Here is a 20,810-nt window from a genome sequence, read left to right on the forward strand (position 1 = left end):
CCCGACTGCTCTGCGTCTTTCCTTCTGCGCAATTTCCGGACGGAAAAACCGTTTCACACTTTTCCTGGAATTGCTCTAGCCACCTGTCAACAATCCTTCCAGCGACGGCAGGATCAGCGCCGGCGGGAAGTCCCGGTATTCCTCGGGCTGGTTGGCGCGGTTGATCCATACGGTGCGAAAACCGAATTTGGTCGCGCCGGCAATATCCCAGCGGTTGGAGGACTGGAACGAGACCGCGCCGGGATAGAGACGCCAGCCCGTCGCCACCATGTCGTAGGTCGACGGGTCGGTCTTGAAGCGCCTGACGGCATCGACCGAAAAGATGTCGTCCAGCACCTGGTCGAGGGCCGCCGATTTGACCGCCGCTTCCAGCATCTCGGGCGAGCCGTTGGAGAGGATTGCCAGCTTGGCTCCGGACGCTTTGAGCGCCTTCAGAACGGCCGGCACTTCCGGATAGCAGTCAAGCCGCCAATAAGCTTCGAGCAGCTTGGCCTTCAGCCCCTTGTCTGCCGAAGGGACCTTGCGCAAGGCAAAGTCGAGCGCCTGTTCGGTGAGTTGCCAGAAATCGGCATAACCGCCCATCAGCGTGCGCACCCAGGAATATTCCAGCTGCTTGGCGCGCCAGATTTCCGACAGAAGCTGGCCGTCCGGCCCGATCTCGCCGTCGTGACGGCGCACGGCGGCGTGCACGTCGAACAACGTGCCGTAGGCGTCGAAAACGTAAGCCGCGTAATGCATGGCGACAGTTTTGAGGGCAGGCGGGGCAAGGTGCAAGCATCGATTGCAGACTTGATCGCTTTCTGGGCTCGCTGGCCTCAACAAAATCCGCCTGATGCCGGTTGACGGCGCCCGCCAAAGCATCTTCCAATGATACCAGACAGGCAGCATCGAAGCGGAACCGAGCAATGACACTGGCGACTGCGGCGCAATCGGCGACATGGACCTTCGTCGACGGCGACTGGTACGAAGGCAACGTCGCCATCCTTGGCCCGCGCAGCCATGCCATGTGGCTTGCCACCAGCGTCTTCGATGGCGCCCGCTGGTTCGAAGGCGTCGCCCCCGACCTCGAACTGCATGCCGCCAGGGTGAATGCTTCCGCGATCGCGCTAGGTCTCAAACCGTCGATGAGCGTCGACAAGATCGTCGGCCTGACCTGGGACGGGCTGAAGAAGTTCGACGGCAAGACGGCGGTCTATATCAGGCCAATGTACTGGGCCGAGCACGGCGGCTATATGGGCGTGCCGGCCGATCCGGCATCGACCCGCTTCTGCCTTTGCCTCTACGAATCGCCGATGATCTCGCCGGCCGGCTTTTCGATCACGGTCTCGCCGTTCCGGCGGCCGACGATCGAAACCATGCCGACCAATGCCAAGGCAGGCTGCCTCTACCCCAACAATGGCCGCGCCATTCTCGAAGCCAAGATGCGCGGCTTCGACAATGCACTTGTGCTCGACATGCTGGGCAATGTCGCCGAGACCGGAACCTCCAACATCTTCCTGGTCAAGGACAGCCATGTGCTGACGCCGGCGCCGAACGGCACCTTCCTGTCCGGCATCACCCGCTCGCGCACCATGACGCTGCTTGGCGACTACGGTTTCAAGACCACCGAAAAGATGCTGTCGGTGCGCGATTTTCTCGAGGCCGACGAGATCTTTTCGACCGGAAACCATTCCAAGGTCGTGCCGATCACCCGCATCGAGGACCGCAACCTCCAGCCCGGGCCGGTGGCCAAGAAGGCGCGCGAACTCTATTGGGAATGGGCGCATTCGACGCCTGCCGGCTGAGCCGCCGCCGCTTCGTTTGCTGGGCGTTCTTTTTTGACGCAGCATCCTGTCCGCAAAACCGTGTGACACTTTTCCGGAACCCGCTTAGAAAGGAACCGGCGCTTCATTCCGGAGTTGTTCCAGAACAATCCAGCCCTATCTTAATCCGGTATCCGCACCGGATTTTTCCATGAGGAGTATGACCGATGGCTTTTGAATTGCCCGCCTTGCCCTATGACTACGAGGCCCTGCAGCCCTACATGTCGAAAGAGACGCTGGAGTATCACCACGACAAGCACCACAAGGCCTATGTCGACAACGGCAACAAGCTGGCCGCTGAAGCCGGTCTTGGCGACCTGTCGGTCGAAGAGGTGGTCAAGCAGTCTTTCGGCAAGAATGCCGGCCTCTTCAACAACGCCGCCCAGCACTACAACCACATTCATTTCTGGAAGTGGATGAAGAAGGGCGGCGGCAGCAACAAGCTTCCGGGCGCCCTGCAGAAGGCGGTCGATGCCGACCTCGGCGGCTACGACAAGTTCAAGGCCGACTTCATCGCTGCCGGCACCACCCAGTTCGGTTCGGGCTGGGCCTGGGTCTCGGTCAAGGACGGCAAGTTGGCAATCTCCAAGACGCCGAACGGCGAGAACCCACTGGTCCATGGCGCCTCGCCGATCCTCGGCGTCGATGTCTGGGAGCACTCCTATTACATCGACTATCGCAACGCGCGGCCGAAATATCTCGAGGCCTTCGTCGACAGCCTGATCAACTGGGACCATGTCCTCGAAATGTACGAAAAGGCGAAAGCCTGATCGATCCAGAAAGCCCCGGCATCCCCGGGGCTTTTCTTTTTTCAGATCGAAACGGAGGCATACTGCAAAGCGGCAGTTTCCGTGCGGCGAGCACGGAATAATCTCAGCCCGCCATCCGTTAACGTCAGGTCGCGACCTCTCATCATCCTGGAGCCAATTGAATGAGAAAGCTTGTCATCGCCATCTCTATGCTCAGCCTGGCCGCCTCGGCCGCCTTTGCCGACCCGATCCTCGACCGACAGGGACTGATGAAGGAGCGCGGAAAACTCGTCGGCGGCCTGTCGAAAATCGCCAAGGGGGAAGCAGACTTCGATGCCGCCGCCGTGTTGACGGCGCTGCAGGCGCTGCAGGTCAATGCCGAGAAGGTCGATGTCGATGCGCTGTTCCCGGCCGGCAGCGACAGTGGTGACACCACCGCTTCGCCGAAAATCTGGCAAGACATGGCGGGCTTCAAGACCACGAACGAGAAATATGTCGCCGACGTCAAGGCCGCTGTCGCCGCCGCACCTGCCGATGTCGATGCGCTCAAGGCGCAGATCGGCACCCTCGGCAACGATTGCGGCACCTGCCACCAGACCTATCGGGTGAAGAAGGGCTGATCCCGGGCAATGGCCCTATTGAAAAAACTCGTCGGCGCCGCCCTTGTCCTGGGCGTCGTCGGCGCCGGCGCCGGCTGGTTATTGTCGGCGCCAGTGAAACTCGACACTGAAACCCTGGCACAGCTTGGCTCCGGCGACGCCGCCAGGGGCAAACGCATTTTCTATGCCGCCGGCTGCACCTCCTGTCACGCCAAGCCCGGCTCGCAAGGCGAGGCCCGTCTCCAACTCGTCGGTGGCCTTGAACTCAAGACGCCGTTCGGCACCTTCGTGCCGCCCAACATCTCGCAGGATCCCAAGGACGGCATCGGCGCCTGGACGGTCGAGGACCTCGCCAACGCTATGCTGAAAGGCGTGTCGCCTTCCGGCGAGCATTTCTATCCGGCCTTTCCCTACGCGTCCTACGCCCGCATGAAGCCCGCTGACATTGCCGATCTCTATGCGTTCCTCAAGACGCTGCCGGCGGTCGCCGGCAAGGCGCCGGACAATTCCTTGAGCTTCCCCTTCAACATCCGCCGCGGTCTCGGCTTGTGGAAGCGGCTCTATCTCAGCAACCAGCCGGTGATTGCCTTTGCCGACGGCACGCCGGACCCGGTGCTGGCCGGCCGCTACCTGGTCGAAGGACCCGGCCACTGCAGCGAATGCCACACGCCGCGCGACTTCACCGGCGGTACCAGGAAAGGCCAGTGGCTCGCGGGTGCGGCGGCCGCCGAAGGCAGCGGCATCGTGCCGAACATCACATCGGGCGAAGGCGGCATCGGTGACTGGTCGGAAGCCGATATCGCCAACTATCTCGAAACCGGCTTCACGCCCGATTTCGATTCCGTCGGAGGCGCCATGGTCGACGTGCAGCGCAACATGGCCGAACTGCCGCCGGAAGATCGCGCGGCGATCGCCGCCTATCTCAAGGCGGTGCCGCCGCATCCCAACGGCTATCCGGCGCGCAGCAAGCCGGCTAAGTGATCCCGACTACAGGTGGCGGTCACCGAGGAAGTCGAAGCCCGTCTCGAAGAAGTGACTGTAATTGCAGGTCAGTTCCTCGCCGGGAGCGATGTCGCGCAAGGCATAGGTCTCTTCAGGGGAGGAGACATCGCAATTAGGTTCGTCGTCATGGTTCATGTAACGGGCGTCGTCGGCTTCGAAGACGATATAGGCCGGATCTCGCCGGTCGGGATAGGAATAGCGGTCGAGATAGCTCTTCACCGGCCCGCTCTCGCCCTCATAGGTCTCGACGTCGATGATCCGGTCGAATCTTGGGTCGAGCTTCCAGACCAGCGTGCCCTTGGCAATGTGTTCCTTGGCAAACACACCGATGCCCTGGATCGGCGATTTCTCGAGATAAGTGTCGACGAGCAGCATAGTGGACCCTTTTGCGTATGTCGTGATCTGGAAGGCGCCGCGCATTGGGTAACGCGCAGCCATTGCAATTGCGAGTGAAAATGAGCAGCGCGGAATTCAAAAAGTGATGATCGGCACGCCTCGGCGGCGCGCGCCTTCGCTCCGACGTCAGCGCTGCTGCAAGGCTAGGCGAATGCCCAGGGCGCAGTAGATGCCGCCAACGACCTTGCCTTGCCATTTCACCACCGATGGATTGCGGCGCAGGAACGTGCCAAGCCGGCCCGCGCTTACGGCAAAGACCACTGTGCTGAAAAGGCCGAGCAAAACAAAGATTATGCCCAGCGTCATCAGCTGGAGCATCACCGATCCGTTTTCAGGCCGCACGAACTGGGGCAGGAAGGCGAGGAAGAAAAGCGCGGTCTTTGGATTGAGCACCTCGGTCAGGACAGCCTGTCGAAACGCCTTGCCGGCGGAGATCGCAAGCGCGCCGGCAGCAGGGTTGGCCGGTGTTCTTTCGATGATCGCGCGAATGCCGAGGTAGACCAGATACGCCGCGCCAATGTATTTCACGATGCTGAACAGCGTTGCCGACGTGGCGATGATCGCCGAAATGCCGACCATCGCCATGACGGTATGGAACACATCGCCAGCCGCGACGCCGGCGCCCGTCGCGATGCCAACCCGGGTCCCGGAACTCGTCGCTCGCGCCACCGTCAAAAGTGTGGCTGGGCCTGGAATGAACACAAAGCCAAGCACAACCGCCACGTAGGCCATCAAGGTGGATAGATCGATCACGACGCCTCCTTTGCAATCTCGGCCTTGCCCATCACCTCAGGTTCGAGCTTGCTCGTAACCTTCAGCGCAAAGGAGTAGGTGTAGGCGATCTCCTCCAGCCTCGAAAACCGGCCCGACGCGCCGGCATGGCCGGAATCCATGTTGATCTTGAACAGCACCGGATTGTCGCCGCTCTTGCGTTCGCGCAGCCGCGCCACCCATTTGGCCGGTTCCCAATAGGTGACGCGCGGATCGGTCAGGCCGGCCAGCGCCAGGATCGGTGGGTAGTCGTGGTCCGCGACATTGTCATAGGGCGAGTAGGCGGCGATGATCCGATAGTCCTCCGCCGATGCGATCGGATTGCCCCATTCGGGCCATTCCGGCGGCGTCAGCGGCAAGCTTGCGTCGAGCATGGTGGTCATCACGTCGACGAAGGGAACCTCGGCAACGATGGCGCCGAAATTTTGCGGCGCCATGTTGGCGATCGCGCCCATCAGCATGCCGCCGGCCGAGCCGCCTTGTGCGACGATGCGGTCGTGTTGCGTATAGCGTTCGGCGACGAGGTGCTGCGCGACGGCGATGAAATCGGTGAAGGTGTTCATCTTGTGCGCCCGCTTGCCGTCGTCATACCAGCCATAGCCCTTGTCCTTGCCGCCGCGGACATGGGCGATGGCAAAGACAAAGCCGCGGTCGACCAGTGAGAACCAGTTGGTGTTGAAGGCGGCCGGAATGGCGATGCCGTAGGAGCCGTAGCCGTAGAGCAGGCACGGCGCCGAGCCATCGAGCGGCGTGTCGCGATGATGCAGGAGCGAGATCGGCACAAGTTCGCCATCGGCGGCGGGCGCCATCAGCCGGCGCGTGACATAGTGCTCCGGATCATGGCCGGAGGGCACTTCCTGGGTCTTGAGGAGCACGCGCTCCCGGCTGCGCATATTGTAGTCGAAGACCTGCGCCGGCGTCGTCATCGACGAATAGGTGAAGCGCATGATCTCGGTGTCGTATTCATAGGATCCCGAAAGGCCGAGCGAGAAGGCCTCTTCGTCGAACGAGATCAGGTGCTCCTCGCCGCTGCGGCGGTCGCGCACGACGATGCGCGGCAGGCCTTCCTTGCGCTCGAGCCTGACCATGTGGTCCTTGAAGCCGACCACGGACAGGATCAGTCGGCCCGGTTCGTGCTCCACCAGCTCTTCCCAGTTCGCGCGCACCGGGTCATCGGCCGGCGCCGTCATGATCTTGAAGTCCTTGGCGCCGTCGGCATTGGTGAGGATGAAGAAGACGTCGCCGCCTTCTTCCAGATCATATTGCAGGCCGGTCTCGCGCGCCGCCACCAGTTTTGGCTCGGCGGACGGCTCATCGGCGCGCATCAGCCGGTATTCCGAGGTTTCGTGATCGTTGATGCCGATCATGATCCATTTATTGGAGCGCGTGCCGCCGACATCCATGAAGAAGCCGGGATCGGTTTCCTCATAGATCAGCCGGTCATTTTGAGGGCTGTCGCCGAGCGCATGAAACAGCACCTTGGACGGGCGATGATTGTCGTCGAGCTTGGTGTAGAAGAAACCGTCATCAGCGGCATTCCAGGTGCCACCACCACTGGTGGCGTCTATCTGGTCAGGCAATTCCTTGCCGCTGGTGAGGTCGCGCACGCGCAGCGTGAAGAATTCGGAGCCCTTGTCGTCGAACGCCCACAAGAGCTTGCGGTGATCGGCCGAATGGTCGACGCCGCCGAGGCGGAAATACGGCTTGCCCTCGGCTTCGGCGTCGCCGTCGAGGAGGATCTGCTCATCGCCGCCATCGCGCGGCATGCGGAAATAGCGTGGTTGTTCGCCGCCAAGCTTGAAGGATGAGCCATAGGCATAGGGGCCATCCTTCATCGGCACCGTCGAATCGTCTTCCTTGATGCGCCCCTTCATCTCGCCGAACAGTTGCTTCTGAAGCTGTGCGGTATCGGCCATCAGCACTGTCTGATAGGCGTTCTCGGCTTCGAGATGGGCGCGGATGCTGCTATCGAGCAGGGAAGGATCTCGGAACATCGCCTGCCAGTTATCCGCCCTCAGCCAGACATAATCGTCGGTGCGGGTGAAGCCGTGATGCGTGTCGAAGACTGGGTGTTTCTCAGGGCTCGGCGGGCGAGCGGTCGGAAAGGCTGGGGTCTTGGTCATTGCGTCTCACTGAAGAAGTTACTTGAATGGCAAATGAACACGCCGATCAGCGCGGGTTCAAGGGCAGGCAGGCATTGGTGGCGGCGGGCTCGGGAAGATGAGCCGCAGAAGATGTACGGGAGGAGAGCATGACGAATTTCTATGTCAGCACCGCTGCGGCTCTCGCCGTCGCTTCGACCGTTCTGGCTTTCACCGGCCAGTCTCATGCAACCGCGTTCGCCGCTTGGCAAGTGGCTGGCGTGCCGTTCGGCGATACGCTCAACGTTCGCAAATATCCGTCCAACGCATCCCAGAAGCAGGCGGCCTATCCCAACGGGACCATCCTGCAGATGACCGGCAAGTGCACCGGGGGGCTGAACCTTCTGGAGATCGCCGGCAAGCCGGACTGGAAACAGAAACAGGCAATTCGCTACCAATGGTGTCAAGTTTGGCACGACCCGGCGCAAAATGGTGGTTTCGTTGCTGGCTGGGTCTACGGAAAATACCTCGTTCCCTATTGAATCCGGTCTAAAGCAGGTCTTCCTGCGGCGGGTTTCGTAAACACCTTGCAACTTCTGATTTTGTACGCATCCAGCAATTCAGCTATTCGAGCCTACAAAGCATAGGCTAAGCATCGCAATCCATTTTATGAGTCCTTGCTGATTTAGTGATGCATGACCCTACGTCATGCCAGTCCTGGTCCGACCAGAAAATATCGCGAAGTTACAGAGTGCACGAAAGATTGAAGCTGAAGAGCGACTATTCGATGAATATCGTTGAATATAGCGCAAGATGCGAATTGACTTACTTGGTCAGTAGGCTCATTAAGATGCCCGGACGCGAATCCATGAAGCTCTTCCCGCGTGAAATTCGCGCCATGCCCGATCTCTCAAAAAGGGCGCAAACAGAAACATCTTTCGTTGGGGCCTGAACACCATGGATATCGTCGAAACACCTTCCAGAAATAGCGATGCGCTGATCGAGCTGACCGCCGATGTGGTCGCCGCCTACGTCAGCAACAATCCCGTGCCAGTCGGCGAACTGCCGAATCTTATCGCCGACGTCCATGCTGCTCTCGGGCGCGTGGGCGGAGCAAGCGAACAGCCTCCGGCCGACAAACAGAAGCCAGCGGTAAACCCGAAGCGCTCTGTCCATGACGACTACATCGTCTGTCTCGAAGACGGCAAGAAATTCAAGTCACTGAAGCGTCATTTGATGACTCACTACGGTCTGACGCCCGATGAATACCGCGAGAAGTGGAACCTGGACGCCAGCTACCCGATGGTTGCCCCCAATTATGCCGCTGCCCGTTCGCAGCTGGCCAAGAAGATGGGCCTCGGTCGCAAGCGCAAGGGTCGGTAGCACCGGCTCCAGTTCGACAAGATCAACGGCGCCTTCGAGGCGCCGTTTTTGTTTCCGGAATTATGCGGTCTGCTTGAGCGCCATTTCGGCATCGCGCTTGATGCGCTTGACCATCGAGCGCAGACCGTTGGCGCGCTGCGGCGACAGATGTTCGTCGAGGCCGAGCGACTTCAGCGTCGCCTCGGCGTCGGTTTCCAGGATCTGGCTGGCGGACCGTCCCGAAAACAACGCCAGCATGATGGCGACCAGGCCGCGCACGATATGGGCGTCCGAATCGCCAGTGAAGGTGATGACGGGATCGGCGCCCGGGGCTTGTTCAGTGGTCAGCCAGACCTGGCTGACGCAGCCGGGCACCTTGTTCACGGCATTGCGTTCGGCGTCGGGAAATGGCGGCAGCGCTTCGCCGAGCTCGATCACATAGCGATAGCGGTCTTCCCACTCGTCGAGCAGGGAAAAGTCGTCGCGGATCGTCTGGATCGTCGTGGCCATTGCTTGGGATATAGTCATCCGCGGCCGCGGCGTCACGGAAAAAGAAGAAAAGCACCGCAGGCGCCGAGAGGTCCGACCGGCCTGCGGTGTCGCTGTAGAGACAGCGGAAACGGTGTTAGTTCTTCGCCACCAGCTTGGCAGGGATGTTGACGGTCGCCGGCAGCACAATGTCCTCGGCGACGCTGCCGGTGGCCAGTGAGGTATCGGGCGACGTCTCGGGCTCGGTGCCCTGGTCGTCCAGCATGGCGGCGGCGATCTTGGCGGTTTCCTTGGCCCGGGCGGTGATCGTATGCATCGCCGACTTGCCGGTCTCGCAGACATCGGGCTTGCGCTCGCAAATACCGGCGATGTCGCCGACCGCCTCGCGCGCCGCAAACAGTGCCTGGATCGGCCCGACGCTCTCGTGGCCCTCTTCGTCGGAGCCGGCGCTCAGTGGCAGCGCCAGCAGCACCAGCGAAAACCAGAACGCCATTCTTATCAGAAAGCCCATCGAATTGCCCTCTCGTCCATGACGGATCATGCGTCCATGCGCCATGACCTCTTTTATCACAGCGACAATTGACACATGAGGCGCAAAGGACGGCTTGCTTGCTCAGCGAAAATTTTCCTCAAATTTTAGGCAAATTCGAAACGAAGCACTTTGCAATGCATTGGCTTCAAATGCCGGCGGTTCTCTTCACCTTGCACTAACCATCTAAGCGATTGTTATGAATGGATATATCCAGAGGTGCTGGCATGCCGGCTCAGGATTTTGCCGCCGCAGGCACGCCTTTTGCACATAACGCTCCGTTTACTATGGCCGCAAATGACGGTGCATTCTGGCGCCTGCGCCGCGATTTTTGCCGCAGGGAGGTCGTTGTTCCGGTCAGCCTTATTCATTCCTTAAACGCTCGATGCGAGTTTCAAACAAACAAAAACGACCTGCAAAGCAGGGGCAGTCACGACCGGGTGCGAGTGCGTTGAGTTGAGTTTGATAAAGGCCAGATATCTTGAACTGCCTGGCGCGCTGGCGGCCGGTTGCGAACGCATGGTCCATCCGGCCATCGTTGGCCGGGACCACCGCCTGCGCCAGCGCCGGTTCATCGGCATCATGCTTGCCGCTCCGTTCTTTGCCGCGGGTGCCGCGGTGACACTGGTCACCTCGGGCATGGGCGCCGCCGTCACCGTCGCAACTATCTTTGCTGCCTTCGGTCTTTGCTGGTTCGCCGCCTTGCTGGTGGCGGCGTCGGGCAAGATGGCGCTGGTCGCCCAGGTCGCGCTTGCCGCCGGCGGTCTTGCCCTTGCCGGCGCCATCGCGGCAGCAGGCGGCCTGGCGTCGCCGGTAGCGCTGCTGGCTCTGGCGCTGCCATTCGAAGCCTGGTGGATCGCTGGTTCAAAGCGCGCGGCACTTTGGGGCGGCATTTCCGCCCTTGCCGCAGTGCTGCTGCAGCCCTTTGTCGGCACTGTCGTCCCGCTCGGCGCGGTGCAAGTCGCGGTGTGGCACTGGCTTCTGCCGTTGGCCTGGGGGCTGACGCTGGTTCCCCGGCTTGCAGCCCTTGGCGATGCCGCACGCGCGCAGCCCGCGCTCCTTCCAAGCGACCGCCTCGAGGACATGATCGACGCCGTTGTCCTGCATGTCGCCCGGCATGGCGAGGTTCTGGATGCCTCGGCCAAGGCGCGCACCATCCTGAAGCTGCCGCCGGAACTGCTTTTCGGCGCCGGCCTGTTTGACCGCATCCATCTGTCCGACCGCGTTGCTTATCTGAGCGCGCTTGCCGACCTGCGCGACGGCGCCTTGGCGCGGCGGCTCGATCTTCGGGTACGGCTGCCCCAGGACGGCAATGCTCCGATGGCCGACAATTACCGGCCATTCCAGCTCGAACTGGTTCGGGCCGAAGAGCATCAGGAAACCTTCACCCTGCTGCTGCGCGAGAACGACGAGATCGCCGAACTGCGCGACGAGCTTGCCGCCGCCAATGAGGCTGCAGCGTCGGCCGAGGTGGCGAAGGGCCGCTTCCTGGCGGTCGTCAGCCACGAGCTTCGCACGCCGCTCAACGCCATCATCGGTTTTTCCGATATGCTGCTGCACGAGATGTTCGGCGGCTTCAAGGACCCGCGCCAGAAGGAATATGTCGGCCTGGTCAGGGATTCGGGCCAGCATTTGCTTGCCGTCGTTACCTCGATCCTGGACGTGTCGAGGATCGAGGCCGGCGCCTATGCAACCGAGCCCGAACCGTTCCGCTTCATCGAGGCGGTCGAGATGTGTCAGTCGATGATGCAGCTGCAGGCCAACGCCAAGAACATCGACCTCCAGGCGCAGATTGCGCCCGATGCCGGTGAGATCAATGCCGACCGTCGCGCCGTGCAGCAGATCCTGATCAACCTCGTCTCCAATGCGATCAAGTTTACGCCCGACGGCGGTGATGTCGTCGTTGGCGCCAAGCGGATCGGCTCGCGGCTGCATTTCTGGGTCAGGGACACCGGCATCGGTATCGCCGAAGAGGATTTCGCCAATCTCGGCAAGCCGTTCATGCAGATCCAGAATGACTATACGCGCCGCTTTGAGGGCACCGGGCTCGGCCTGTCGCTGGTCAAGGGCCTCGTGGCCTTGCACGACGGCACGATGTCGATCGAGAGTATGCCGGGCGAGGGGACCACGGTCACGATCAGCCTGCCGGTGAACGGGCCGAAGAAGCGCACGACCGACAGGAACGGCGTGCTGCCGATGCCCGCGACCAGGACGAAGGGCGACGCGAAAGGGGACAGGAATGGCTCGCTCCGCAAAACAGCCTAAGGCGGTCAAGCGCCGCAGCGGCGCTTTCGAGGCCGGCGCGGTTGCGCTTGGCGGCGCGATCTCGCGCAATCCGGTCCTGGTCGGCGGCTCGACAGCCTTTCTGGTGACGCTGTTCTACGTTTCCGCCAACGCGCTGTGGTACCAGCCGTTTCCGCATGCCGGCGCCTTCTTCGCCACCCGCAGCATCGAGGGTTTTCCGCACCCCGGCGCGGACGAACCCGAAACCACCATCAACATACTGCGGCCTGGCCCGGCGCCGGCCAAGAGCGACCCGACGGTCGAGCAGGTGCAAGGCATCCTCAAGGACCTCGATTTCTACGCAGGCACCGTCGACGGCATTTCCGGGCCGAATACCCACAAGGCCATCCAGGCCTACCAGCAGAAGGTCGGTCTGCCGGCATCGGGAGAGATCGACGCCGTCCTGCTCGACCAGCTCGGCGCCAAGCAGACGACGGCCGGTATTCCCCATCCGGCGCCACGGCCCGTGGATATGGCCGCTGCTCCCGCTGCCGCGCCCGAGGCTGCCCCCGCGCCAATTCCGGTCTCAGCACCGGCATCCGCCCAGGCGCCCGATCCTCGCATCGTCAAGATCCAGGCCGGGTTGAAGGCATTCGGCAATGACGACATGCAGCTTGACGGCGTCGTCGGCGCCCGCACCAAGGCCGCGATCAAGGAATTCCAGTCGCTGTTCGGCCTGCCGCAGACCGGCGAGCCGGACGAGGTCGTCTACGTCAAGATGCGCGAAATCGGCCTGACCAACTGAGCAGACCGGACGACCGCTCGCCGATGGGCGAAAATCCGGCTAAGACCCTGCGCATGTCGTCCGGAACCATGCCATGCGCGTAACCACCGATCTTTGGGTGTCGGCCCTGTTGCGTCGCGTGTTCGGCGCCGGCGGCTTTGCGGCCGTCGTCAAGCGCGGCGCGACCGAGGCCGGCGCTGTCTTCGTGCTGTCGCGCGGCCGGCTGGGCGAGGTCTCCCTGTTCGGCCCGGCGCCGCAGACGAGCTACGATTCGGCCAAACCGGATGACCGGTTTTTCACGCTGCTCGGCGCCGGCGGAGATGCCAGCGTGCTCGACGCCAGGCTGGAGCGGGAAAAAAAATTCGATCCCGATATCTGGGTGGTCGAGATCGAGGCCGGCTCGGTTCCGGTCGAGGAGCTTCTCTCCGTCAAGATGCCTTGAGGCTGGCTTTGTTGTCGTCGGGCGTCTGGTCGGCGTTTGCGGCGACTGGTGCGTTGCCGCGCACCGCTCGCGACACTGTTTCGACCTTCCAGCCGCGGAGCTTTTCGAGGGCTGCCTCGTGGTGCAGCAGGCGGTAGCGGTCGAGGAAGATGCGGATCGCCTGCGGGTGCGGGAACTCCCGGGGGTAGACCGCGACCGTGATCAGGAACGCCCTGTCCTCGCTGAGGTCGAGCGCCCGCAAGGCGGCAAGCAGCGAGAGGTAGCTCGACTGCTCGGTCAGCGCGCGCGCCGTCGAAAAGTCCATGTCGAGCGCGTCGGCAAGCGCGGTCTGGAAGAAAGCGGCGTTGCCGGTCAGCGCCGTCTCCCGCAGCTTGCCGTAGGTTGCTGAGCCGACGAAGGGATTGACCGAGGTCGCCTCGCCCTCGGCGAGCATCATCGAGCGTAGCCGGCGCCTGGCGTTTTCGGCAGCGCTGCCGGGTAGTTTTGGCGGGCTGGGAGCGGGGGCAGCGAGTTCGGCACTGTCGCCCGCCACCTCGGCGATCGGCTCGGGCTGCCGCACCCGCACCAGCGTCGGTTTCTCCAGCGCCTTGATCAGCTGCGCGATGGTCGGGTTCAAATCCTTGCGGCGGGCAATGGCGCGCGCGTGCGGCAGGCCGTGCCGGCCGATCAGCGCAATCAGGTCGATATCGCTCAGGGCGCGGGAGCGGACCAGCAAGGGCGCGCAGACATCGACCGGCTCCTCGCAAAGCCGCCGCACCAGGGCAGCCGGCGCATATTCGCATTCAGAGAGGGCAGCGGCGACATAGCGGCGCGATTCGACCGACACGCTGTCGAAGAGCGGCAGCGTCAGATCCTCGAGCTGGGCGATCTCGCGGCGCGATGGGCGGGTCAGCGAGCAGAACGCCGACACCGCGGCACGAAACAGCCTTTCGGCTTTTCCCGATTCCGTCCGTATAGCGATTTGCCTGAAATCCGAAACTGACACGGAAGATACGCCCGATACTCGACACGACCCGGACCATGCTCAACCGCAACTGTGTCGGTTTCGCGTGAGGTCTGGAACAAACATCAAATTAGCGGCGATCCGTTAGCGCTCCGTTAACCCTCTGCCTGCCTTAATCACATTTGGAGGCGTTGCGTTGTGCTCCGGGGCAACCGAGAGGAATACGCGAACCATGGGCATGGTACTGTCTTTCGTGCCGCGACCGGCACCAGTCAATCGAGCAGTTCAGGACACCGGCACGCCGGCGGCGGTGATCATTTTCCCAGGCGTCCGCTACGAGCATCCGCCATTGGCGGGCGAGGCGCGGCCGGCCGGTTCGGACAAGCCAGGCACACCAAGCAAGCCTGTTCCGCACCACTGAGCAGGCTCTCTTCGGGGCTAAAATCAGTAGTCCTGTAGTTCGCAGGAGCTCTGGTCCAGGAACTGCGACACAACCGGCTTCCAGCTATCGTCAGGCACGAAAGCACGGATGACGAAGATGCCTTCCTCGATCGGCGCTTCGACGAAGATCGCCCCTTGCAGGTCTTCTGGAAGTTCCCGTCGCACGTCGATCATCTGCGCCGGCGTCAGCACCACGGTGTCGAGCTTGTTGTCGGTCGCGGTGTGGTCGTTGAAGGAATAGAAATTGTGGCCGTTGCGGTCATAGACCGAAACCGACCAGAATGGCACGCTGCCCGGCGCCTTGATCCGCACCATGCCTTCGGCAAGGTCGAAGCGGCAGGCGGCGGCGTAAAACAACGGATCGACCGACTTCACCACGGGCGCGCCGCCGGCCTCGGCGTCGAGCCTGGTCATCTTGTAGAGGTCTGAAGCCATCGCCAGCCGCGACCAGGCGTCGCGCTCGGTAAACTCCGGCACCAGCAAAAGCACCACGATGTGGACGATGCCGGCACCGAGCAGGCCGAGCAGGATGGCGTGCAGCAGCCTACGCATTGCAGCCCGCCTTGACGATACGGGGCAGCGTCACGTCGGAAAGGCCGGTGCTTGAGGCGATCGGCGTGTCGTAGAAGGTGAGCACGAAATACATCCGGCCAAAGCCTTCGGTCAGAAGCCAGTTGCCGGGCGCCGGGCGATTGCCGACGGCAATGATCACCGAATTGTCGGGCTGGCGCAGCACCTGGTAGGATTGCAGCGCCGCCAGGCGCGGCTTGCCGGTGTCGACCACGCCGAGCGACTGGTCGGCGGCATAAAGCGTCCAGAACCGGGCGGTCGGGAAACTGCCTTCGATCCTGTAGTCGCATTGCCGCTGAAGCTCATCGCCGGCCGCATCGCGTTCGGCGATGAAGGACAAGCCTTCCGCCTTGCCGAGCGCCAGTACGCCCTCGCGCGCCACGCGCGCCTTCGAATAGGGGTCGGCATCTTGCGTGCCGATCTCGGGGAAGGCGGTCCATTGGCCGATGCTGATCGCGCCGACACCGCTCTGCGCCTGCAGCGCATACCAGACACTGCCGCCGCCGCCGCCGATGGCAATGGCAAGCGAAAGCAGCGTGAAAAAGGCGGTCTTGAGCATGAAGAACCGGGACGAGAGAATTGTCGTTCGGGGATATAGCGGGGCAGGCCGCAGGGCAAGCGGCCCTGTGGAATGACGGATCAGAGCGCCGACAAGGTCTCCGGCGCCGATGGTGCGACCAGCACGGGCGCGGCCTGGAACACCTTGGTCATTTCGCGCAGTGTCTGCGTCGTGCGGCTGGACAGCACGGGCGGGCGCTCGGCGGCGGCATCCGCTGCCGTCTGATCGGCATTTTTCTTCTCCGCCTCCTCGGCCTTGGCGGCGATTTCTTCGTCGACAAAAGGCTTGTCGAGGCCGGGGATTGGCTTCAAGTCGATGTTCTGGTGCGCGTAGACCATCAGTCGCTGCCACACCATCGCCGGCAACGTACCGCCCGTCATGTTGCGGGTCGGGGTGAAGTCGTCATTGCCGAGCCAGACAGCGGCCGTGTAGTTGCCGGTGAAGCCGACGAACCAGGCGTCGCGGTAGGATTGCGTCGTTCCGGTCTTGCCGGCAACGACGATGTTGGGCAGCTGCGCACGCCGCGCCGTACCGATCGCCGGTACCGCAGCCAGCATGGTGTTCATGTATTTCAACGCCTGTTCCGACAGCACCCGATGCGGCGCAGGCGCATCCTTGGCCCAGTCGTAGACGACATCGCCGGTGCGGGTGACGAGCTGGGTAATGCCGTGGCGGGAGCCGGCGAAGCCGTCCTGCGCGAACACGCTGTAGCCCGTCGCCTGGTCCATCACCGTCATGCCCGATGTGCCGAGCACCATGGTCTTGTGCGATTCCAGCGGCGATTCCACGCCGAATGATTCCGCCATCGCCTTGATCGGACCGATGCCGAGATAGTCCTTGGCCAGCCGCACCGGCACGGTGTTGATCGACTTGGCGATCGCCGTGATCAGCGTCACATTGCCGGCCGAGCCGCCATTGTAATTGTGCGGCGACCAGCCGCCCCAGCTGATCGGCCCGCCTGAGACGACGGAGTCCGGGGTGAAGCCATGCTCCATCGCGGTGGCGTAGACGTAAGGTTTGAAGGACGAACCGGTCTGGCGCAGCGCCTTGGTGGCGCGGTTGAACTGGCTGGCGCCATAGTCGCGGCCGCCGACAATGGCGCGCACCGCGCCATTGGTCTCGATCACTACAACGGCGCCTTCGGTGACGTTGTATTCCTTGCCGAACTGGCGGAGATGGAATTCAACCGATTCTTCCGCCGCCTTCTGGATGTTGGCGTCGAATGTGGTGTGCGCGACCAGCGAATGCTGGCCGGGCTTGGCGATCTTCTTGACCTCGTCGAAGGCCCAGTCGAGGAAATAATCCGGGCTCTTCTGCTCGCCGCGGTCGACGATCTCGGCTGGATGCAGCCTTGCTTGCAGCACCTGGCCTTCGGTCATGAAGCCGGAATCGACGAGGTTGGACAGCACCACATTGGCGCGGGCGCGGGCAGCCGGCAGGTTGATGTGCGGCGCGTATTTGGTCGGCGCCTTGAACAGGCCGGCCAGCATCGCCGCCTCGGCGAGGTTCAGATCCTTGACGCTCTTGCCGAAATAGAAATCCGCCGCCGCCTCGATGCCGAACGTGCCGCCGCCCATATAGGCGCGGTCGAGATAGAGTTGCAGGATCTCCTTCTTCGACAGATTGGCCTCCAGCCACAGCGACAGGAAGGCTTCCTTGATCTTGCGCTGCAAGGTCCGCTCATTCGACAGGAACAGGTTCTTGGCCAGCTGCTGGGTGATGCTGGAGCCGCCCTGGACCACGGAATTGGCCCGTACATTCTCGAAGATGGCGCGCGACAGGCCGAGCACGTCGATGCCGTAGTGCTCGAAGAAACGCCGGTCCTCGGTCGCCAGCACCGCCTTGATGACATGGTCCGGCATCTCGTCGACCGGCACCGAATCGCGCTGGATGATGCCGCGCTGGCCGATCTCGTTGCCGTAGCGGTCGAGGAAGGTGACGGCGAAATCGCCCTGGCTGCGCCAGTCGCCTGTGGTGATCTGGAAGGCCGGCATGGCCAGCGCCAGGAGCACGACGAAGCCGCCGGCGCCCATGGTGAAACTTTCGCTCAGCACCTCGATGATGCCGCGCCGCCAACCGGTGACGCGGAAGCGCCGCGAAAAAATGGTCGCCGATTCCCAGAACTGGCCGGCCTTGAAGCGGATTTCGTAGAGTGAGGAATCGATCCACGCATCCACCGCCAGCAGCGCTGCGGCGATCGGGCCTCTTCTCCTTGGACGTCGTTCTAAAGGACTGGCCATTCCCGAAACTCACCCCACCCAAGACCTGAGAACCGCAAGCGGGCAATTTCAGGGCGGGCACACCCGGCGAAGACTATTCATCCATTTCAGCCCGGCTCACAAGGGCAGCCAGGCCACACCGCACGGATTGTTGGCCGCCAACCGCTATTCGATCAGCGCGCGGCGATGAAGTGCATGAAATGCGCTACATCCGCATCGCTCGGCTCCTGGCCGGTGAAGGCGCGCAGATAGGCGGCGAGATGGCTGACCCGCGCCTCGACCGGCTCCTTGAGGTCGAGCACGTAATAGCCGATCTGCATGTAGTAGAGGACGCGTGCCCGGATGAAAGCGTCTTCCTCGTCATAGCCGTGGCGACGATACATCTCGCGGATGGCGCCAAGACGGTCGTTGTCGGCCTGGTCGATGGCGGCACGAACATCGTCTGAGCGCCGTGCCCATTCGCGGATGGCGAAATCGAGCCTTGGATCGAACAGGCGCTCGTCGGCCCAGCATTCGAAGACATTCATGACGGCCATGATGATCGTATCGGCCGCCCGCTTTGCGCGCTCGACGATCGCCTTGGTGTTGGTGTCATGCCAATGGGCGAGCAACTGGTCGAGCAGGTCCTGGCGGCTCTGGAAATACCAGTAGAAGCTCGAGCGCGAGACGCCGAGTTTCTGGCCGAGCGTCAGCACCCGCACGCTCTCTATGCCGTCCGAGATCAGCGTCTGCAGCGCCAGATCGATCCAGTCCTGGCGGGTCACCTTGATGTTGCCGGGCGCCGGTTCGTCCTGCGGTGCGATCATGATCATGGACACACAAGTGGCATGGCGCGCAGCATCGCGCAAGCTCTGGACATAAGTGCCTAGACACATGTGTCCAGTATATGTATCGTGTGGGCATCGAACGGGAGGGAGAGGCCCGTGAAGTCGCATTATTGGGCGGTCGTCATCGGCGGAGGCGTGGTCGGCGCCTCGGTGCTCTACCATCTGGCGCGCTTCGGCTGGAGCGAGGTGGCGCTGATCGAGCGTGCTGAGCTGACCGCTGGTTCGACCTGGCATGCGGCGGCCGGCTTCCACGCCCTCAACGCCGATCCCAATGTCGCGGCCCTGCAGGACTATACGATCAAGCTCTATCGCGAGATCGAGGCCGAGTCCGGCCGGAACGCCGGCCTGGGTAAGGCAATGCGGCAATGAGGAGTTTTGGCCATGGTCGATGATGTCATAAGGGAGACCAGGCGTGAGCGCCGGCGCGGACACACCGGTGAGGCCGGCAGCGGGTCGAGCCGCCACCCGAATTATCGTTCGCTCAAAAACCCGTTCCTGCCGCAGCCGGTGTTTTCGGACGATCGCGTCGCTGCCATCCACGACACGGCGCTGCGGGTGCTGGAAGAGCTCGGCATCAAGGTGCTGCTGCCCGAGGCGCGCGCGATTTACGCGAAAGCCGGTGCGCTGGTCGATGAGGACAGCCAGATGGTGCGCGTCGGCCGCGATATCGTAACGGCCGCGCTGGCCTCGGCGCCCAAATCCATCCGGGCGCTGGCCGGCGATCGCAGCCGCGACCTCACGCTCGAACTCGGCTCGATGACGTTTCTGGCCGGCGCCGGCGCGCCTAACGTCACCGATCTCGAACGCGGCCGCCGGCCAGGCACGCTCGCCGCCTTCGAGGAATTGACCAAGCTCATCCAGCATTTCGACGTGCTGCACATGCTGTGCCCCTGCATCGAACCTCAGGACATCGACAACCGGTTGCGCCACTATGCCGCCAACCGGGCGCAGCTGACGCTGTCGGACAAGTTTCCCTTCGTCTTCGCGCGCGGCACGCCGCAGGTCGAGGATGGGTTTGAGATGATCCGGCTGGCGCGTGGCCTGTCGCAGGACGAGTTCCTTGCCGGCGTCCATTGCTACACCGTCATCAACACCAACTCGCCGCGCCAGCTCGACATCCCGATGGCGCAAGGCATCATCGACTTTGCCAGGGCGGGCCAGGTCTCTGTCATCACACCCTTCTGCCTGGCCGGCGCCATGGCGCCGATCACCGTGGCGGGCGCATTGACGCTGCAGCATGCCGAAGCGCTGGCTGGTCTCGCGCTGGCGCAGGTGGTGCGGCCGGGCGCGCCGGTGGTGTACGGCTCTTTCTCCTCCAATGTCGACATGAAGTCGGGCGCGCCGGCCTTCGGCACGCCGGAGCATGTCAAGGCGACGCTGGGCGCCGGCCAGCTGGCGCGCTTCACCGGCCTGCCCTGGCGCTCCGGCGGTGGAAGTGCGGCCAACATCTCGGATGTGCAGGCAGCGCATGAGACGCAGTTCGCGCTGTGGGGCTCGGTGCTTGCCGGCGCCACCGTCTGCATCCATGCCGCGGGCTGGCTGGAGGGCGGCCTCAGCGTCTCCTACGAGAAGCTGATCACCGATATCGAGGCGTTGCAGACAGTCGCCGAACTCTGTGGGGCGACCCCGGGCGATGAGGACGCGATCGGCTTCGAGGCCATCGCCGAAGTCCAGCCGGGCGGACATTTCTTCTCCGCCGGCCACACCATGGCGCGCTACCGCACCGCCTTCTACGAGCCACTGGTTGCCGACTGGTCGAATTTCGGCAACTGGACGCAGTCCGGCTCGAAGTCGGCCACCGAGCGCGCCACCGGCATCTGGAAGCGCACGCTGGCCGACTTCCAGCCGCCGGCTTCGGCGGCTGCTACATCAGGTATTCTCGATGAATTCATAGCGCGGCGCACCGAACAGGGTGGGGCAGCACCGGTCTCGTGAAGGGAACGCAACCGGCAATGATGGTCTGCTGCGCCGCCGGAATATTGAGCGGGCGGTCCTGTTTTTCACGCTATACGCACGCGGCCC

21 protein-coding genes and 1 pseudogene are annotated in these 20,810 nt (G+C 62.8%); 11 read left to right on the forward strand and 11 right to left on the reverse strand.

All coding sequences use genetic code 11. The annotated features are described in order from the left end of the window. Nucleotides 1–75: 75 nt before the first annotated feature. Nucleotides 76–738, reverse strand: coding sequence for a haloacid dehalogenase type II (locus tag AC04SH_RS27240; protein ID WP_112564279.1), 663 nt, complete (start codon nt 736–738; stop codon nt 76–78). Nucleotides 739–905: 167 nt separating this feature from the next. On the opposite strand from AC04SH_RS27240, the gene AC04SH_RS27245 reads away from it, so the two are divergent. The 4 genes from AC04SH_RS27245 to AC04SH_RS27260 all read left to right on the forward strand — a co-directional run bounded on the left by AC04SH_RS27245 (nt 906) and on the right by AC04SH_RS27260 (nt 4,131). Then, nucleotides 906–1,784 carry a branched-chain amino acid aminotransferase gene (locus AC04SH_RS27245; RefSeq protein ID WP_112564120.1) on the forward strand — a complete coding sequence of 293 codons (879 nt, stop codon included), beginning with the start codon at nt 906–908 and terminating at the stop codon, nt 1,782–1,784. A 185-nt stretch (nt 1,785–1,969) separates the two neighbouring features. Continuing rightward, nucleotides 1,970–2,572 (forward strand): superoxide dismutase, encoded by a 603-nt coding sequence (locus AC04SH_RS27250; protein ID WP_477342469.1) that lies wholly within the window; start codon nt 1,970–1,972, stop codon nt 2,570–2,572. Nucleotides 2,573–2,733: 161 nt separating this feature from the next. Next, complete coding sequence (locus AC04SH_RS27255) at nt 2,734–3,171, forward strand: c-type cytochrome (RefSeq protein ID WP_112564124.1); 438 nt, start codon at nt 2,734–2,736, stop codon at nt 3,169–3,171. A 9-nt stretch (nt 3,172–3,180) separates the two neighbouring features. Next, a complete protein-coding gene (locus AC04SH_RS27260) occupies nt 3,181–4,131 on the forward strand; it encodes a cytochrome c (protein WP_488577298.1) in 951 nt (316 codons plus the stop codon). A 6-nt stretch (nt 4,132–4,137) separates the two neighbouring features. Here the strand turns inward: AC04SH_RS27260 and AC04SH_RS27265 are convergent, their stop codons facing one another. The 3 genes from AC04SH_RS27265 to AC04SH_RS27275 form a co-directional block, all read right to left on the reverse strand. Further along, entirely contained in the window at nt 4,138–4,527 is a 390-nt protein-coding gene (locus tag AC04SH_RS27265; protein ID WP_477302481.1) for an SET domain-containing protein, read from the reverse strand. Between the two features lie 147 nt (nt 4,528–4,674). Then, complete coding sequence (locus tag AC04SH_RS27270) at nt 4,675–5,301, reverse strand: LysE family translocator (protein ID WP_488577299.1); 627 nt, start codon at nt 5,299–5,301, stop codon at nt 4,675–4,677. Continuing rightward, nucleotides 5,298–7,442 carry a S9 family peptidase gene (locus tag AC04SH_RS27275; protein WP_488577300.1) on the reverse strand — a complete coding sequence of 715 codons (2,145 nt, stop codon included), beginning with the start codon at nt 7,440–7,442 and terminating at the stop codon, nt 5,298–5,300. The genes AC04SH_RS27270 and AC04SH_RS27275 overlap by 4 nt, the downstream gene beginning before the upstream one ends. A 128-nt stretch (nt 7,443–7,570) precedes the next feature. On the opposite strand from AC04SH_RS27275, the gene AC04SH_RS27280 reads away from it, so the two are divergent. Both AC04SH_RS27280 and AC04SH_RS27285 read left to right on the forward strand, forming a co-directional pair. Next, nucleotides 7,571–7,942, forward strand: a complete 372-nt coding sequence (locus AC04SH_RS27280; protein ID WP_488577301.1) for an SH3 domain-containing protein — start codon at nt 7,571–7,573, stop codon at nt 7,940–7,942. 415 nt (nt 7,943–8,357) lie between these two features. After that, a complete protein-coding gene (locus AC04SH_RS27285) occupies nt 8,358–8,783 on the forward strand; it encodes a Ros/MucR family transcriptional regulator (RefSeq protein ID WP_023673680.1) in 426 nt (141 codons plus the stop codon). 60 nt (nt 8,784–8,843) lie between these two features. Here the strand turns inward: AC04SH_RS27285 and AC04SH_RS27290 are convergent, their stop codons facing one another. Together AC04SH_RS27290 and AC04SH_RS27295 are read right to left on the reverse strand one after the other, a co-directional pair. Then, nucleotides 8,844–9,272 (reverse strand): SufE family protein, encoded by a 429-nt coding sequence (locus tag AC04SH_RS27290; protein WP_352585234.1) that lies wholly within the window; start codon nt 9,270–9,272, stop codon nt 8,844–8,846. A 115-nt stretch (nt 9,273–9,387) separates the two neighbouring features. Next, nucleotides 9,388–9,762 (reverse strand): DUF5330 domain-containing protein, encoded by a 375-nt coding sequence (locus AC04SH_RS27295; protein ID WP_488577345.1) that lies wholly within the window; start codon nt 9,760–9,762, stop codon nt 9,388–9,390. 537 nt (nt 9,763–10,299) lie between these two features. On the opposite strand from AC04SH_RS27295, the gene AC04SH_RS27300 reads away from it, so the two are divergent. From AC04SH_RS27300 to AC04SH_RS27310, 3 genes are all read left to right on the forward strand, one after another. Beyond that, the gene (locus tag AC04SH_RS27300) at nt 10,300–12,045 is read left to right on the forward strand and encodes a PAS domain-containing sensor histidine kinase (RefSeq protein ID WP_488577346.1); all 1,746 of its coding nucleotides are present in this window, start codon (nt 10,300–10,302) and stop codon (nt 12,043–12,045) included. Continuing rightward, nucleotides 12,020–12,808, forward strand: a complete 789-nt coding sequence (locus AC04SH_RS27305; protein ID WP_488577302.1) for a peptidoglycan-binding domain-containing protein — start codon at nt 12,020–12,022, stop codon at nt 12,806–12,808. Before AC04SH_RS27300 ends, AC04SH_RS27305 begins: the two co-directional genes overlap by 26 nt. A 73-nt stretch (nt 12,809–12,881) precedes the next feature. Further along, nucleotides 12,882–13,229: a DUF1491 family protein gene (locus AC04SH_RS27310; protein WP_488577303.1), complete on the forward strand. Its 348-nt coding sequence runs from the start codon at nt 12,882–12,884 to the stop codon at nt 13,227–13,229. Here the strand turns inward: AC04SH_RS27310 and AC04SH_RS27315 are convergent. The 5 genes from AC04SH_RS27315 to AC04SH_RS27335 form a co-directional block, all read right to left on the reverse strand. Continuing rightward, the gene (locus AC04SH_RS27315) at nt 13,216–14,214 is read right to left on the reverse strand and encodes a hypothetical protein (RefSeq protein ID WP_488577304.1); all 999 of its coding nucleotides are present in this window, start codon (nt 14,212–14,214) and stop codon (nt 13,216–13,218) included. The two genes, AC04SH_RS27310 and AC04SH_RS27315, sit on opposite strands and share 14 nt — an antisense overlap. A 402-nt stretch (nt 14,215–14,616) precedes the next feature. After that, nucleotides 14,617–15,165 (reverse strand): DUF1254 domain-containing protein, encoded by a 549-nt coding sequence (locus tag AC04SH_RS27320; protein WP_488577305.1) that lies wholly within the window; start codon nt 15,163–15,165, stop codon nt 14,617–14,619. Then, nucleotides 15,158–15,742, reverse strand: a complete 585-nt coding sequence (locus AC04SH_RS27325) for a DUF1214 domain-containing protein (RefSeq protein ID WP_112564152.1) — start codon at nt 15,740–15,742, stop codon at nt 15,158–15,160. Before AC04SH_RS27325 ends, AC04SH_RS27320 begins: the two co-directional genes overlap by 8 nt. Before the next feature lie 80 nt (nt 15,743–15,822). After that, nucleotides 15,823–17,982, reverse strand: a complete 2,160-nt coding sequence (locus AC04SH_RS27330; protein WP_488577306.1) for a transglycosylase domain-containing protein — start codon at nt 17,980–17,982, stop codon at nt 15,823–15,825. A 152-nt stretch (nt 17,983–18,134) separates the two neighbouring features. Beyond that, nucleotides 18,135–18,773: a TetR/AcrR family transcriptional regulator gene (locus AC04SH_RS27335; RefSeq protein WP_488577307.1), complete on the reverse strand. Its 639-nt coding sequence runs from the start codon at nt 18,771–18,773 to the stop codon at nt 18,135–18,137. A 111-nt stretch (nt 18,774–18,884) separates the two neighbouring features. Between AC04SH_RS27335 and AC04SH_RS27340 the strand changes: the two are divergent. Next, nucleotides 18,885–19,136, forward strand: a pseudogene (locus AC04SH_RS27340) (FAD-dependent oxidoreductase); the annotation flags it as partial. A gap of 33 nt (nt 19,137–19,169) precedes the next feature. Then, a complete protein-coding gene (locus AC04SH_RS27345; RefSeq protein ID WP_488577308.1) occupies nt 19,170–20,723 on the forward strand; it encodes a trimethylamine methyltransferase family protein in 1,554 nt (517 codons plus the stop codon). The last annotated feature ends 87 nt before the right edge of the window (nt 20,724–20,810 follow it).

The organism is Mesorhizobium sp. CNPSo 4688 (genome assembly GCF_057784295.1).

What these genes read in the sequence shown, in the direction of transcription:
- AC04SH_RS27290 (WP_352585234.1), bottom strand. Translation starts at nt 9,272, where the DNA reads ATGGCCACGACGATCCAGACGATCCGCGACGACTTTTCCCTGCTCGAC.
- AC04SH_RS27320 (WP_488577305.1), bottom strand. Translation starts at nt 15,165, where the DNA reads ATGCGTAGGCTGCTGCACGCCATCCTGCTCGGCCTGCTCGGTGCCGGC.
- AC04SH_RS27300 (WP_488577346.1), top strand. Translation starts at nt 10,300, where the DNA reads ATGGTCCATCCGGCCATCGTTGGCCGGGACCACCGCCTGCGCCAGCGC.
- AC04SH_RS27275 (WP_488577300.1), bottom strand. Translation starts at nt 7,442, where the DNA reads ATGACCAAGACCCCAGCCTTTCCGACCGCTCGCCCGCCGAGCCCTGAG.
- AC04SH_RS27260 (WP_488577298.1), top strand. Translation starts at nt 3,181, where the DNA reads ATGGCCCTATTGAAAAAACTCGTCGGCGCCGCCCTTGTCCTGGGCGTC.
- AC04SH_RS27305 (WP_488577302.1), top strand. Translation starts at nt 12,020, where the DNA reads ATGGCTCGCTCCGCAAAACAGCCTAAGGCGGTCAAGCGCCGCAGCGGC.
- AC04SH_RS27285 (WP_023673680.1), top strand. Translation starts at nt 8,358, where the DNA reads ATGGATATCGTCGAAACACCTTCCAGAAATAGCGATGCGCTGATCGAG.
- AC04SH_RS27265 (WP_477302481.1), bottom strand. Translation starts at nt 4,527, where the DNA reads ATGCTGCTCGTCGACACTTATCTCGAGAAATCGCCGATCCAGGGCATC.
- AC04SH_RS27250 (WP_477342469.1), top strand. Translation starts at nt 1,970, where the DNA reads ATGGCTTTTGAATTGCCCGCCTTGCCCTATGACTACGAGGCCCTGCAG.
- AC04SH_RS27245 (WP_112564120.1), top strand. Translation starts at nt 906, where the DNA reads ATGACACTGGCGACTGCGGCGCAATCGGCGACATGGACCTTCGTCGAC.
- AC04SH_RS27240 (WP_112564279.1), bottom strand. Translation starts at nt 738, where the DNA reads ATGCATTACGCGGCTTACGTTTTCGACGCCTACGGCACGTTGTTCGAC.
- AC04SH_RS27280 (WP_488577301.1), top strand. Translation starts at nt 7,571, where the DNA reads ATGACGAATTTCTATGTCAGCACCGCTGCGGCTCTCGCCGTCGCTTCG.
- AC04SH_RS27295 (WP_488577345.1), bottom strand. Translation starts at nt 9,762, where the DNA reads ATGGGCTTTCTGATAAGAATGGCGTTCTGGTTTTCGCTGGTGCTGCTG.
- AC04SH_RS27310 (WP_488577303.1), top strand. Translation starts at nt 12,882, where the DNA reads ATGCGCGTAACCACCGATCTTTGGGTGTCGGCCCTGTTGCGTCGCGTG.
- AC04SH_RS27345 (WP_488577308.1), top strand. Translation starts at nt 19,170, where the DNA reads ATGGTCGATGATGTCATAAGGGAGACCAGGCGTGAGCGCCGGCGCGGA.
- AC04SH_RS27255 (WP_112564124.1), top strand. Translation starts at nt 2,734, where the DNA reads ATGAGAAAGCTTGTCATCGCCATCTCTATGCTCAGCCTGGCCGCCTCG.
- AC04SH_RS27325 (WP_112564152.1), bottom strand. Translation starts at nt 15,742, where the DNA reads ATGCTCAAGACCGCCTTTTTCACGCTGCTTTCGCTTGCCATTGCCATC.
- AC04SH_RS27330 (WP_488577306.1), bottom strand. Translation starts at nt 17,982, where the DNA reads ATGGCCAGTCCTTTAGAACGACGTCCAAGGAGAAGAGGCCCGATCGCC.
- AC04SH_RS27335 (WP_488577307.1), bottom strand. Translation starts at nt 18,773, where the DNA reads ATGATCATGATCGCACCGCAGGACGAACCGGCGCCCGGCAACATCAAG.